At 53.3% G+C, this 14,523-nt stretch carries 10 protein-coding genes; 5 read left to right on the top strand and 5 right to left on the bottom strand.

What is annotated here, in order from left to right:
• Positions 1-169: 169 nt before the first annotated feature.
• Both sbcC and sbcD read right to left on the bottom strand, forming a co-directional pair.
• On the bottom strand, positions 170-3,418 hold the full coding sequence (sbcC, locus tag LC431_RS24700; protein WP_223510413.1) for an exonuclease subunit SbcC: 3,249 nt from the start codon (positions 3,416-3,418) through the stop codon (positions 170-172).
• Positions 3,415-4,653, bottom strand: coding sequence for an exonuclease subunit SbcD (gene sbcD, locus LC431_RS24695; RefSeq protein WP_223510412.1), 1,239 nt, complete (start codon positions 4,651-4,653; stop codon positions 3,415-3,417). Before sbcD ends, sbcC begins: the two co-directional genes overlap by 4 nt.
• Positions 4,654-4,880: 227 nt before the next feature.
• Between sbcD and phoB the strand changes: the two genes are divergently transcribed.
• Together phoB and phoR are read left to right on the top strand one after the other, a co-directional pair.
• On the top strand, positions 4,881-5,570 hold the full coding sequence (gene phoB, locus LC431_RS24690; RefSeq protein WP_013576682.1) for a phosphate response regulator transcription factor PhoB: 690 nt from the start codon (positions 4,881-4,883) through the stop codon (positions 5,568-5,570).
• 22 nt (positions 5,571-5,592) lie between these two features.
• The gene (gene phoR / locus LC431_RS24685) at positions 5,593-6,912 is read left to right on the top strand and encodes a phosphate regulon sensor histidine kinase PhoR (RefSeq protein WP_013576681.1); all 1,320 of its coding nucleotides are present in this window, start codon (positions 5,593-5,595) and stop codon (positions 6,910-6,912) included.
• Positions 6,913-6,945: 33 nt separating this feature from the next.
• Here phoR and LC431_RS24680 read toward each other — a convergent pair whose 3' ends face one another.
• Positions 6,946-7,278: a DNA-binding transcriptional regulator gene (locus tag LC431_RS24680; protein ID WP_013576680.1), complete on the bottom strand. Its 333-nt coding sequence runs from the start codon at positions 7,276-7,278 to the stop codon at positions 6,946-6,948.
• Positions 7,271-7,666: a type II toxin-antitoxin system RelE/ParE family toxin gene (locus LC431_RS24675; protein WP_037036797.1), complete on the bottom strand. Its 396-nt coding sequence runs from the start codon at positions 7,664-7,666 to the stop codon at positions 7,271-7,273. The genes LC431_RS24680 and LC431_RS24675 overlap by 8 nt, the downstream gene beginning before the upstream one ends.
• Before the next feature lie 270 nt (positions 7,667-7,936).
• Here LC431_RS24675 and LC431_RS24670 point away from each other — a divergent pair, with 270 nt between their 5' ends.
• From LC431_RS24670 to proY, 3 genes are all read left to right on the top strand, one after another.
• A complete protein-coding gene (locus LC431_RS24670; protein WP_013576678.1) occupies positions 7,937-9,040 on the top strand; it encodes a cobalamin-independent methionine synthase II family protein in 1,104 nt (367 codons plus the stop codon).
• A 444-nt stretch (positions 9,041-9,484) separates the two neighbouring features.
• Positions 9,485-10,804 (top strand): branched-chain amino acid transport system II carrier protein, encoded by a 1,320-nt coding sequence (gene brnQ, locus LC431_RS24665; protein WP_013576677.1) that lies wholly within the window; start codon positions 9,485-9,487, stop codon positions 10,802-10,804.
• Between the two features lie 156 nt (positions 10,805-10,960).
• The gene (proY, locus tag LC431_RS24660) at positions 10,961-12,391 is read left to right on the top strand and encodes a proline-specific permease ProY (protein WP_013576676.1); all 1,431 of its coding nucleotides are present in this window, start codon (positions 10,961-10,963) and stop codon (positions 12,389-12,391) included.
• A gap of 127 nt (positions 12,392-12,518) precedes the next feature.
• Here the strand turns inward: proY and ggt are convergent, their stop codons facing one another.
• Positions 12,519-14,270 (bottom strand): gamma-glutamyltransferase, encoded by a 1,752-nt coding sequence (ggt, locus tag LC431_RS24655; RefSeq protein ID WP_013576675.1) that lies wholly within the window; start codon positions 14,268-14,270, stop codon positions 12,519-12,521.
• Between the last annotated feature and the right edge of the window lie 253 nt (positions 14,271-14,523).

Raw genomic sequence — 14,523 nt, 5'->3', positions numbered from 1 at the left:
AGGGCGTGCCAGTTCGTTCCGGCAGCGGGAATAAACGTAAATTCAGCAGGTTGAGGAAAAAGCGCGCACTGAACTGGTGCGATTTTTGTGCACGCTTTCACAAAAAGGATCCACCGCAGGGCATGCGGCTAGCAATTTATCTAGCAACCTGCCCGGCGGTGGCGAGGGATCAGACTTTAAATTCACTGCTCAGGCGGCTGACGCCCAGACCGTTCACTTTGGTGACTTTGATCTGCACCGGAATACGGTCTTTCATCGCCTCGACATGGCTGATCACGCCGATGGTTTTACCCGAGGCATTCAGGCTGTCGAGCGCATCCAGCGCGGTATCCAGCGTGTCGGCATCGAGCGTACCGAAACCTTCGTCGAGGAACAGCGAGTCGATACGGGTTTTATCGCTGACCAGATCGGACAGCGCCAGGGCCAGTGCCAGGCTGACCAGGAAGCTTTCGCCGCCGGATAGCGTGCGGGTATCGCGCACGGCATCGGCCTGCCAGGTATCGACCACCTGCAGTTCCAGCGCATCGCTGGTTTTGCGCTGCAACAGATAACGTCCGTGCAATTTTTCCAGCTGGCGGTTGGCCAGATACACCAGATGATCGAGCGTCAGACCCTGCGCGAATTTACGGAATTTCGCACCGTCGCTGGAGCCAATCATCTGGTTGAGATAACCCCAGTCATCACAGGTCCGCTGCGCCTGCGCAATCTGTGCAATCAGCGTCTGCTGACCATGGTGGCGTTGCTTGTCGCTTTCCAGCTGATTTTTCACTTCGCCCAGACGTTGTTGCAGGACTTTCAGTTGTTGTGCCAGCTCCGCCTGTTGCACCGTCAGGGCGTTAAGATCACTGTCGGTTTCACTGAGATGTGCAGGACGGGCAAGCTGATGTTTTTCGAGCTGCTGACGGGCATCCGCCAGTAATGCCTGCGCCTGTGCCAGTTGTTGTTGCAGATGTTCTTTGCGTTGCTGAAGCTGCTGGCGCAACGCGTCGTCGAGCAGCGCCAGTTTCACTGCGGCTTCATCCGAAAATCCGCTGGCGCTCAATGCCTGCTGCCACGCCTGTTCCACCTGCGTCAGTTGTGCGGCGGTCTGTAACTGTTGCTGCTGCGTACTGGCCAACTGACCGGCCAACTGGTCGCGCTGTTCCTGCGCCTTATGCAGCGCGGTCTGGACATCACTCAGCGCTTGTTCTGTCGCCTGTTGTTGCTGATGTAAGTGCTCGCGAACCTGAGTAACCTGACGCTCTCCGAACAGTTCGAGGCGTCGGGCATTCAGCTCAGAAAGGGATTTTTCACCTTCCGCCAGTTGCTTTTGCAACCGCACGAGGTCTTGCTGAGATTTTGCCTGCATCTCTTCCAGCCGGGTAACGCGCTCTGTCAGCAAGGCACTTTGCTGCTGCACTTTCTGCTGTGCATTCAGTGCGTCGTTCAGGGCATCTTTGGCCTGTTGCAGAGCCCGCGCCAGCTGTTCGTGCTGGCTCAGCCGCGCCTGCGAATGCTGCTCTTCCTCATCGCGGGCGGTCAGCCATTGCGTGATGTCGGCGGTATCATGCAGCGTAAACGTCAGATTCAGCGGCGCACTGAGTTGTTGCCAGTTCAGGGTATGCGAATTCAGTTGTTGCTGATCCTGCTCAAGCTGAGTTTGCAGCCGTGTTTGTTGCTCTTTCAGGCCTTTAATTTTCGCCGCCAGTTCGATACCGCTGGCTTTTGCTGCATCGAATTCCAGTTGCATTTTCTCAACGCGCTGCGCGGTTTCAGAAGGTTTAACCTGCTGATAATGTTCAATCGCCGGATGTGATGTTGAGCCGCACAGCGGACAGGCTTTGCCGCTTTGCAAATTCGCGCGTTCGGCTTCAAGACTGACGATCAGCATTTCCTGTTTATGCAGCGCCTTGACGTCGTTCAGATGTTCCAGTTGTTTCTGACATTGCAGACGGATCGCGCCCAGACGCAGTTCTTCTTCGGCCAGCAGCATCTGGTACTGCGCAAAATCTTTATGCTGTTGCTGCACGCGCTGGTTCAGTTGCGGGAAGATTTGCGAGAGTGAAAACAGCTGCTGCCGCACCGGCCGGAGCTGCATGAGTTCGGTTTGACGTTTCTGTAACACTACCTGCGGGTACTGTTTTTCCAGTTCAGCCTGACGTTGTTGTGCAACGTTAAGGGCTTCAGTCAGCGCGGCCTGACGGGTGTGATGCTGGCGGCTTTCCTCATCCAGTTTCTGACGTTCCGCCGTGATTTGCTGCAGCGTCGCGCTATGTTCACCAGCCTGTTTCTGCGACTCGCTGACCGCCTGTTGTGTTTCCACCAGCGATTTGCGCCATTGCGCGATTTCGCTATCCAGTGGCAGGATTTTTTCTTCGATCAGCGTTTGCATCTGGCGCTGTTCTTCCGCCTGTTTCTGCCGCGCAGTGTGCGCCTGTTCCACCGCCAGACTCAGCGGCGTCATCTGTGCAATCTGCTGCTCCTGCTGCTGCGTCAGTTGTATCAGTAATTGCTGAAGGCGCTGCGCGTCATCCTGACAGCGCTGGCGATCATTGAGTAACGGACGCAGTTTTTCTGCCGGTTCGCTGCGCGCCAGTTGCTGTAACTGCGGCGCGGCGGCCAGATTTTCCTGCTCTGCGGCGGTCAGTTGTTGCTGAGACTGCTGCTGTTTTTGCTGCACCTGTTGCCACTGTTGCAGCCAGTTCAGATCCTGCTGGCACTGCTGCGCCTGCTGACTGAGGCTGATTTCCTGCGCGTTCAGTTCAGCACGTTGTGCTTCGAGCGTCTGGCGCTGTTCTTCGCTGAGCAGTTCGATTCCGGCCATGCGCTGATGCAGACCGTCCAGCGCAATGCGCGCTTCTTTATGTTGCTCAAACACGCGTTGAGAAAGCAGACCGTAAATCTCGGTGCCGGTCAGTTCTTCCAGCAATTCGGCGCGGTCGTTGGCATCGGCATTCAGAAACGCGGCGAACTGCCCCTGTGAAAGCATCATGGATTTGGTGAAACGGCCGAAATCCAGCCCGGTCAGTGTGGCGATGGCATCGAGTTTATCGCGCACTTTATCCGCCAGAATTTTGCCGTCGGCCAGTAACGCCAGCTCGACTTTCGGTGCCTGCAGATTGCCGTCAGGGGAATTTTTGGCGCGGCGCTGGCTCCAGAAAGCGCGGTAACCCACACCTTTGACTTCAAACTCCACTTCGGCCAGCGATTCTGCGGTGTGGCGGGTCATCAGTTCATTCTGGCTTGGTGTAATGTTCAGCCGTGGCGTCTGATGATAAAGCGCCAGACAAATGGCATCGAGCAGGGTGGTTTTCCCCGCGCCGGTCGGGCCGGTGATGGCGAATAATCCGTTGCTGGCAAACGGCTCGGCGGTGAAATCAATTTTCCATTCGCCTTCCAGCGAGTTCAGGTTTTTTAAACGCAGGCTGAGAATTTTCATTGTGCGCTGTCCTCCGCGTTCTGACCGTTGGTAACCTGTTCAACCACCTGCGCAAACAACGTGCGCATCCGTGCCTGACGCGGCTCGTCAGGGTCCGGTTCCAGCGCCAGTCGTCGTTCAAACACGTCGCTGACGCTCAGTTCGCTGAGGGTTTCTTTTTCCTGCTGCTCAATACTGTTGATGCGCTGTTCTTTGCTGCGGCGTAACAGCACGACTTCTACCGGCAGATCTTCCGTCAGCGCCTGAATGCGTCGCTGGATGTCGCTGAGATAATCCTGGGTAGAGACTTCAATATCGAGCCATACCGGTTTGGCCGGATCACCGCCTTCGAACTGTGCCAGTTGGTGTTCAATCTCCACCAGCGAGCCTTTGATTATCTGCATCGGCTGGAAAACCGGGATTTCCAGTGTGTCGATGGCGTTGAGCGTCGCACCATCAAAATCAAGTAAGTACACACTTTTAGCTTTGCTCAGTTCGTCAAAACTCAGGGCAATCGGCGAGCCGCTGTAACGGATATGTTCGGTTTTGGCGACGCATTGTGCACGGTGAATATGACCCAGTGCCACATAATCGACCGGCGGAAAGGCCTGCGCCGGAAACGCATCGAGCGTACCTATATAGATGTCGCGCACGGAATCAGAGGTACTGACGCCGACAGTCGTCAGATGGCCGGTCGCAATAATAGGCAGCGGCATGCCCAGTTCGTCACGTCTGGCCTGCGCAGCCTGCCAGAGCGCGTCATAATGCGCGGCGATGGCTTCCTGCAATGCCAGTTGCTTGTCGCTGCCGGACTGTCCCGCCTGGCTGGCGAGCAGATCACGCGGGCGTAAAAACGGGATAGCGCACAGTATCGCGCCGGGTTTCCCGTCACGCTGACTGAGCACTAAAATCTGTTCAGAAAGGTTTTCACCGACGGTGGCAATCACCCGCGTATTCAGGCAGGAAAGGAGCTCGCGCGATTCATTGAGCGTGGCGACAGAATCGTGGTTACCAGCCAGCACCACCAGCTGGCAGCCGGTTTGCTGTAATTCCACCACGAAGCGGTTATACAATTCGCGGGCATAACTGGGTGGGGAACCCGTGTCGAAAATATCGCCCGCGACAATCACGGCATCGACCTGATGTTGCTGCACCTGACCGGTCAGCCAGTGCAAAAATGCCTGATGTTCGGCTGCACGGCTTTTAGTGAAAAAGTACTGGCCGAGGTGCCAGTCTGAGGTGTGGATCAGGCGCATGAGACTCCCGTATGAACCCTGGATGACGACAATGGGGTAAAGTATAAACGTCGGCAGGGGAAGCTGTCCCCGATAAATCAGACCAATTTCAGCAAGATGGCCGGAAATTATCTGTCATAGTTGACTGTAATGAACCATTCTTTTCATTCATAAATCTGTCACAAAACTGACGCATAATGGCGCCCGCAATCAAATAAAAGATCGCTAACCTATTGGCAGGACCTACGATGGCTAGACGTATATTGGTGGTTGAAGACGAAGCTCCAATCCGTGAAATGGTGTGTTTTGTACTGGAGCAAAATGGCTATCAGGCCGTAGAAGCTGAGGATTTTGATTCAGCGATTGGGCAGCTTGTTGAACCTTACCCTGAACTGATCCTGCTTGACTGGATGTTACCTGGCGGTTCCGGTATTCAGTTTATTAAGCATCTTAAACGTGAGGCACTGACCCGCGAAATTCCGGTGATGATGCTGACCGCACGCGGTGAAGAAGAAGATCGGGTGCGCGGCCTTGAAGTGGGTGCCGATGATTACATCACTAAACCGTTTTCTCCGAAAGAACTGGTTGCCCGCATTAAAGCCGTGATGCGTCGCATCTCGCCAATGGCGGTGGAAGAAGTGATCGACATGCAGGGGTTAAGCCTGGATCCGTCGTCTCACCGGGTGATGGCCAACGAGCAGGCGCTCGATATGGGGCCGACCGAATTTAAGTTATTACACTTCTTTATGACCCATTCCGAACGTGTATACAGCCGCGAACAGTTGCTCAATAACGTCTGGGGCACTAACGTTTATGTGGAAGATCGCACGGTTGACGTGCATATTCGTCGTTTACGTAAGGCGCTGGAAACCAGTGGACATGACAGAATGATCCAGACTGTTCGTGGTACCGGATACCGTTTTTCAACGCGTTATTGAGCCCTCACAGCGGAGAATCTGTGTGCTAGAACGTTTGTCATGGAAACGACTGGCGGGTGAATTGTTTCTCTTTTGCCTGCCAGCGTTAATTCTCGGTATCTTCGTCGGCCATTTCGGCTGGCTCCTCCTGGTGTCGCTGATGGCGGCACTGGGCTGGAATTATTACAACCAGCTTAAACTCTCTCACTGGCTGTGGCTCGACCGCAGCATTACGCCACCGAATGGGCGCTGGAGCTGGGAGCCGCTGTTTTACGGGCTGAACCAGATGCAGATACGCAACCGGCGTCGCCGTCGGGAATTAGGTCAGCTCATCAAACGTTTTCGCAGCGGTGCCGAATCGCTGCCGGATGCCGTGGTGCTGACCACTGAAGATGGCAATATTTTCTGGTGTAACGGACTGGCGCAGGATTTGCTCGGTTTCCGCTGGCCGGAAGATAACGGGCAACATATCTTCAACCTGCTGCGTTATCCGGAATTCCGGCTGTGGATCCAGACCCGCGATTTCAGCCGGGCGCTGAATTTACAACTCAATAATGAGCATTATGTCGAATTTCGCGTCATGCCTTATTCCGAAGGACAACTGCTGATGGTGGCACGCGACGTGACCCAGATGCGTCAGCTTGAAGGCGCACGGCGTAACTTCTTCGCTAACGTCAGTCATGAACTGAGAACCCCATTGACGGTATTGCAGGGGTATCTGGAAATGATGGAAGACGCCAAGCTGGAAGAGCCTTTCCGCACTAAAGCGCTGGATACCATGCAGGAACAGACGCGGCGGATGGACGGGCTGGTGAAGCAGCTGCTGACGCTGTCGAAAATCGAAGCCTCAGCGAATATTGATTTGCACGAGAAAGTCGATATTCCGGTGATGCTCGGCATGCTCGAACGTGAAGTGCAAACGTTAAGCAACGGCAGGCATGAAGTGGTGTTTCGCGTAAACGACAAGCTGAAGGTCTTTGGTAATGAAGATCAACTGCGCAGCGCGGTGTCGAACCTGGTGTATAACGCGGTTAACCACACGCCAGCGGGGACACGGATTGAAGTCAGCTGGCAACAAACGCCGCATGGCGCACAGTTCCAGATCAGCGACAACGGACCGGGCATTGCGCCGCAGCACTTGCCGCGCCTGACCGAACGTTTCTACCGCGTCGATAAAGCCCGTTCACGTCAGACCGGCGGCAGCGGACTGGGACTGGCAATCGTCAAACATGCGCTCAGCCATCACCACACGAAACTTGAAGTCATGAGTGAAGTCGGCGTCGGCACCCGGTTTATGTTTACGCTGGCGCCGAAGTTGATTGTTCCTCAGGAACAGGCCAGCCAAAGCGGCGTAAAGGGATAAAAATCAAGCCACAGCAACAAGCTGTGGCTTCTTTTAGCAGATGATCTGTAAACCTTTTTCTTCAATTAGCATCAGTAAGATCAGCGCCGCTCCGGTGGGTTTGGTTTCATCCCGCTCCCATTTTTGAATGCTGTTGGCGGACATATTGATGAGTCTTGCCAGTACGCCCTGACTGATTTTTTCTTTTTCACGCAAAGCGCGAATGCGTTCAGCAGAGCTTTCTGCGAAGGCTTTCAGTCTTTCCTCCTGAACGGCTTCATCAACAATTTTGTTAATTTCACGCATCGTGGTTTGGGTTACCACGCCAGATGAATCATGGAAGCGTTGAGCCATCCGCTGCATTTTTAGCAAACGTTCATCAACCATTAGAAATCACCTCTTTAATTAATCCATTTCGAAGTTCTGTTTCGAGTTGAAGCTCTGTGAAGTTGAGCAAATCTTTAGCAATTGCTTTATATAAAGACAGAAGTTTGTCGGGAATTTCATTGCCTTTCTTGCGGACACTATTTTTCAGCCACCCGTCGATATAAAAGATCTTATCTTCAAAACGAAAAGCGATGACTGCCCGGCCAAACCCTGACTTCGATCTCCCTGACGGTGCAATTCTCTTCTTGTAAACGTTGCCGGACAAATCCGCATCAAAAAGTCCGTTTGCCAGTTCATGTGCTGACTTGAGGATATCCTTTTCCGACAGTTTGCTGGCGGTCATGAAGTCGTGAAAATCCTCTGTAACAAAAATACGTAAACAGTTCATGTCATCGTCCCTGGTAAAATAAACTATAGTATTTATTACTACAGATCGCAATGGGGCGAATATTGTCCAGCATCATGAAAAATGATGAAGCGATCATGAACTTTATTCATGTCCCATGAAAATTCCTCTGTTGCCCGTTAACACCCTGCATGACAGTATCTTCTTAAAGACGTTTAGACATCCAGATGTCTAAATATAACGCAGCGTAATTATTTACTTTGTGAATCATTCGCATTTCGCCACCGGCGGGATGTTATTAAGGAGTTCTTCATGCAACGTACAACCCCTCCATTCCGTGCAGACGTCGTTGGCAGTTTCCTGCGTCCGGCGGCGATTAAAGAAGCCCGTAAGCAGTTTCAGGCCGGTGAGATTGATGCCGCGCAACTGCGAGCCGTGGAAGACACCGAAATTCGCCGCGTGGTGGACTTGCAGCGCGAAGCGGGTCTGCAAGTGGTCACTGACGGTGAATTCCGCCGTGCATGGTGGCACTTCGATTTCTTCGAAGGTCTGGAAGGTGTGGAAGGTTACGATGCGGTGCAGGGGATCCAGTTCAACGGCGTACAGACTAAAGCGCGCAGCATTAAAGTGGTCAGCAAGCTCGGTTTCGGCTCGCACCCAATGCTGGAAGATTTCCGTTTCCTGAAAAGCATCAGCGGAAGTGCTGTGCCGAAAATGACCATTCCAAGCCCGAGTGTGATGCATTTCCGCGGTGGCCGTAACGCCATCAGCAAAGAAGTGTATCCGGATCTGAAAGCGTATTTTGACGATCTGGCGCAGGTTTACCGGGATGCGATTAAAGCGTTTTACGATGCCGGTTGCCGTTATCTGCAACTCGATGACACCGTCTGGGCTTATCTGTGTTCTGAAGATCAGAAGAAGCAGATCCGCGAGCGTGGCGATTCTCCGGAAGAGTTAGCACGTACTTACGCTGACGTGCTGAATAAAGCGATTGCAGGTAAACCTGACGATCTGGTGATTGGTCTGCATGTTTGTCGCGGGAACTTCCGTTCCACCTGGATTTCTGAAGGCGGCTATGAACCTGTCGCGGAGATCCTGTTTGGTGGCGTGAACATCGATGCCTTCTTCCTGGAATATGACAACGAGCGCTCCGGTGGCTTCGAACCGCTGCGTTTCATTAAGAAAGGCCATCAGCAGGCGGTTCTGGGATTGATCACCACCAAGTCCGGTGAGCTTGAACTGGCAAAAACCGTGGAATCACGTCTGGCCGAGGCGGCGGAATATCTGGATATCAACCAGATTTGCCTCAGCCCGCAATGTGGTTTTGCGTCAACGGAAGAGGGCAACAGCCTGACCGAAGCGCAGCAGTGGGAAAAACTAAAACTGGTGGTCGATATTGCTGCCCGCGTCTGGTAACCCCTGAAAGAGGTCAAATGATGACCTTGTAAATATGCTGTAAACTGTGCGTGAAATAACCTGAAAGTGGTGATTTCACGCATTTTTAATCTTATCGGAGCATATCTTGTGCTTCATTAGTTCAAAAATCATACATATCATATGGTGTGTTTATCGCAGTATTTAGTGAATATACCTGCCTTGTAACATTAATTTGGTTAAACACTCTGCTTTTTGGATCCCGGCTTGCCTTTATACGCTATAAAAGATTACCTTAGCCCCCGCTGTCGCTCGATACTCCCTGCATAACAACGTAATCATCTGCATATCATCAGGCGTTTTTGCTCACTTCGCTCCTCACATGGGTGCTCTCTGGCTGTTATATGCCATTCATCTTTCTGACGACGTGGCACGACGGCAGCATCGGACACTTTATTCATTTGAACAGGCAACACGACACCCATCATGAGTACTCGTTTAACAAATAAAGATATTCTGGCGCTGGGTTTCATGACCTTCGCCTTATTCGTCGGGGCGGGGAATATTATTTTCCCGCCAATGGTTGGTTTGCAGGCAGGTCATGACGTCTGGTGGGCTGCTGCCGGCTTTATGATCACCGCAGTCGGACTTCCGGTGATGACGGTAATTGCACTCGCACGCGTTGGCGGCGGTGTGGATGCCCTGAGTACGCCAATTGGTCGTGGTGCCGGTATTCTTCTGGCCACTGTGTGTTATCTGGCTGTTGGCCCGCTGTTTGCCACGCCACGCACGGCAACCGTTTCTTTTGAGGTGGGTATCGCACCGATGACCGGTGACGGCCCGCTGCCTCTGCTGATTTATAGCGTGATCTATTTCTCCCTGGTCATCGGCATTTCCCTGTATCCGGGACGTTTGCTTGATACTGTCGGCCATTTCCTCGCGCCGCTGAAAATGGTGGCGCTGGCTGCACTGGGTATTGCTGCCGTACTTTGGCCAGCCGGTTCTCCGATGCCAGCGGTGGATGCTTACCAGACAGTGCCGTTCTCCAGCGGTTTCGTTAACGGCTATCTGACCATGGATACGCTGGGCGCGCTGGTGTTCGGTATTGTTATCGTCAATGCCGCGCGTTCCCGTGGTGTATCTGATGCCAAACTGCTGACCCGTTATACCGTGCTGGCAGGGCTGATTGCCGGTCTGGGTCTGATGCTGGTTTACCTGAGCCTGTTCAAGCTCGGCGAAAACAGCGCTTCACTGGTGCCTGATGCGACCAATGGTGCGATTATTCTGCATGCCTATGTGGCACATACCTTCGGCGGTGTGGGCAGCTTCTTCCTCGGTGCGCTGATTTTCATCGCCTGCATGGTGACGGCGGTTGGCCTGACCTGTGCCTGTGCGGAATTCTTTGCTCAGTATCTGCCACTGTCTTACAAAACACTGGTCTTCATTCTGGGTCTGTTCTCCATGCTGGTGTCCAACCTGGGCCTGAGCCATCTGATTGCGATTTCAGTACCGGTACTGACGGCGATTTATCCGCCATGTATCGCGCTGGTTGTGCTGAGTTTCACCCTGCGCTGGTGGAACAGCACCACGCGTATCGTGGCGCCGGTCATGCTGGTAAGCCTGGTGTTCGGTATTGTTGATGGTATCAAGGCGTCTGCTTTTGTTGACCTGATGCCAGCCTGGACCGCAAACCTGCCCCTGGCTGCACAAGGTCTTGCCTGGTTACCCCCGTCATTATTAATGCTGGTACTGGTCGGGATTTATGACAAAATCAGCGGCCCGCGCAGCGTAACCGCGCACCAATGATCATCGGGTGAATGTTCGAAGACATAAAAGCATGATCGTCTGACGAATGTTTCGCCAATCAGGCCACGGAAACCCTTTCCGTGGCTTTTTCATTGGCAGGCTAAAAGTCATTTTTTAGAATACGATTTTTGATATTTAAAAAAACAACACGGGTTAATGCACATGCAGCAAGAAGCTGAACAACCAATAGCGCAGAACGAAGCGCCGGGCACGAAGTTAAAACGTGGCCTGACAACGCGCCATATCCGCTTTATGGCACTGGGCTCAGCCATCGGAACTGGTCTGTTTTATGGCTCGGCAGATGCGATTAAAATGGCCGGACCGAGCGTATTGCTGGCGTATCTGGTCGGTGGGATTATCGCGTTTATCATCATGCGTGCTCTCGGTGAGATGTCGGTTAACAACCCGCAGAGCGGTTCATTTTCGCGTTATGCGCAAGACTATCTCGGGCCGATGGCGGGTTACATCACCGGCTGGACGTACTGTTTCGAAATCCTGATCGTCGCCATCGCTGATGTAACCGCGTTCGGCATTTATATGGGCGTCTGGTTCCCGGATGTGCCGCAATGGACCTGGGTGCTCAGCGTGGTGTTGATCATCGGCGCGATCAATCTGGTCAGCGTGAAAGTCTTCGGCGAGCTGGAGTTCTGGTTCTCTTTCTTTAAAGTGCTGACCATCATCATCATGATCGTGGCAGGCTTTGGGATTATCTTCTGGGGTATCGGCAATGGCGGGCAGGCGACCGGTATCCACAATCTGTGGAGTCATGGTGGCTTCTTCAGTCAGGGCATCATGGGGACGATTTTGTCCTTACAACTGGTGATGTTTGCTTACGGCGGCATCGAGATCATCGGGATCACGGCCGGTGAAGCGGAAGACCCAAAGAAATCTATTCCGAAAGCCATCAACTCAGTACCGCTGCGTATTCTGGTATTTTATGTGGGTACGCTGTTTGTGATCATGTCTATTTTCCCGTGGAATCAGGTGGGGACGCAGGGCAGTCCGTTCGTGCTGACTTTCCAGCACATGGGCATTACTGCTGCGGCGACGATCCTGAATTTTGTGGTGATTACCGCGTCGCTTTCTGCCATTAACAGTGATGTGTTCGGCGTGGGCCGTATGCTGCACGGAATGGCAGAGCAGGGGCAGGCACCGAAAATGTTCAGCAAGGTATCGCGTCTGGGCACGCCGTGGGTCACCGTTCTGGTGATGATGGCGGCACTGCTGGTGGCGGTTTATCTGAACTACGTCATGCCATCGGCTGTGTTTCTGGTGATTGCGTCTCTGGCGACCTTCGCAACGGTCTGGGTGTGGATTATGATCCTGTTCTCGCAGATTGGTTTCCGTCGCAAACTGAGCAAACAACAGGTGAAAGAGCTGGAGTTTCCGCTGCGTGGCGGCGTTTATACCTCGGTGTTCGGTATTATTTTCCTGGTGTTCATCATCGGCCTGATTGGTTACTTCCCGGATACCCGTATTTCGTTGTATGTGGGGATGGTTTGGGTGGTGGCGCTACTGGTCGGTTATGCCTTTAAACGCCGCAACGACCGTAAGAAAGAAGCACTGGCGCTGAGCAATAAAGCGTAAGCAAGCACTTACCTTTCGGTAAATTTTAACGCCCCCGATATCAGATGATATCGGGGGCTTTTTACTACAGGTAAGTGATCGGGGTGAATGAAGGCAGCCAATGCAGAGATAGCTTGAAGGATGCCAGTTAATAACCGATGGCGGCTCCTGCGGGACGTCGCACATCATTCGCGCCATACAGATAACCTTCGCGAACCTTGCCTGACACCGCCGAGTCATTACCTGAGTTCGCCGATGTCACACCGGCCGCACCCGGTAACCCCACCATAATCAGCTCCGTCGCACCCCATGGCGTCTGTTCCACCATTTTATAACCCATCTTCTGCAGGATATTCAGGCTGTCCTGAGAAACGCCGCGCTGCTCGTAATACACTTCATCCGGCAACCACTGATGATGAATACGTGGCGCATCCACGGCTTCCTGTGGTGCCATGCCGTAATCGATGACATTCAGCGCCGCCTGCAGGGTAATGGTGATGATGCGCGAACCGCCAGGCGATCCCAGAACCATGAAGATTTTACCGTCTTTGGTCACCAGACTCGGGCTCATAGAGGATAGTGGGCGCTTACCGGGGGCGATGGCATTTTTGGTTCCCTGCACCAGACCGTACAGGTTTTTCTCGCCGACTTTGGTGGTGAAGTCATCCATTTCATCATTCAGGAAGAAACCGGTGCCCGGTGCAATCACGACAGAACCAAAGCGGCCATTCACTGTGTAGGTGGTGGACACCGCGTTACCCATTTTATCGACGATGGAATAATGCGTGGTTTCCGGTTTCTCGTGCGGTTCCATACCCGGCTGAACGGCAGTGGACGGCGTGGCTTTGTCCGCTTCTATTTTCTTACGGATTTCTTCGGCATAGCTTTTACTGACCAGCCGGTCGATCGGGTTTTTCACGAATTCCGGATCGCCGAGATAGGTATTGCGGTCCATATACGCATGGCGCATGGCTTCGGTGAGGACGTGAATCGATGCCGCTGAATTGAAGCCCATGCTCTTCAGGTCATAGCCTTCAACGATGTTAAGGATTTCACACATCGTGACACCGCCGGAGCTTGGCGGTGGCGCTGAGACAAATTTATAACCGCGATAGCTGCAGGTGATCGGGGCGTCTTCGGTGACTTTATAATTCGCGAAATCCGCTGCGGTCAGGATGCCGCCACCTTTTTTAGAGGCCGCTTCGACCGCTGCCGGGATTTTGCCTTTGTAGAACGCATCTGGGCCATGTTTCGATATGGACTCCAGCGTGTTGGCTAAATCGGTTTGTACCAGTTTGTCGCCGGGTTGCAGCGGGCTGCCGTCTTTGCGCAGGAAAATGCGCGCGGCTTCGGGATCTTCTTTGAAGCGTTTGACGGTGGTATCAAGAATATCGGTATCAGCACGGGTCAGTACAAATCCCTGACGGGCGAGTTTAATCGCCGGCGCCATTACCTGCTGGCGCGTCAGTTTGCCGTATTCTTTCTGCACGGTATCCATGCCCAATACCGTACCTGGCACGCCTGCGGCGAGATAGCCATACAGACTGGCCCCTTTCTTCACGTTGCCGTCGGCATCCAGATACATATTGGCACTGGCGGCGGCCGGGGCGGTTTCGCGGAAGTTGATGAAGGTGTCTTTACCGTCGGCAAGATGCACCGTCATGAAGCCTCCGCCACCGATATTGCCACAGCATGGGTTGACGACGGCCTGCGCGTAGCCGACAGCCACGGCAGCATCGATGGCGTTGCCGCCCATTTTCAGAATATCGACGCCGACCTGAGACGCCAGATATTGCGAGGTGACGACCATGCCATTTTTGGCTTCCACCGCGGGATTCGATGCGGCGTACAACGGCAGGCTGGTCAGCATGGCCAGCGCGATGAGTGATTTCCGTAACATAGGGGCTCCTGTCTATTACCCTGTCTTTTGAGTCATAACCTTCAGGTTATTGTGTGATAACGCTTTTTTGTTTTTTCAGTCTGACACTCTTTATGCAAACGGCACGCCATAATGAGACGGTCAGACTATTTTTCAGCGTAGACGTAAATGACCGGGAGCGGGAAGGGAAGGCGGGAAAATGTGATCGTGCCGGATAGCAGGCAAAAAAAAACGGCCAGCGAGGCTGACCGTTATTGACCGTGAAATCCGCTGA

It is taken from the genome of Rahnella sp. GSA61A (assembly GCF_019969905.1).
Lineage (GTDB): Bacteria > Pseudomonadota > Gammaproteobacteria > Enterobacterales > Enterobacteriaceae > Rahnella > Rahnella aceris.
Note: the sequence above shows the minus strand (reverse complement) of the source record. Positions and strands in the feature narration are given on the sequence as shown.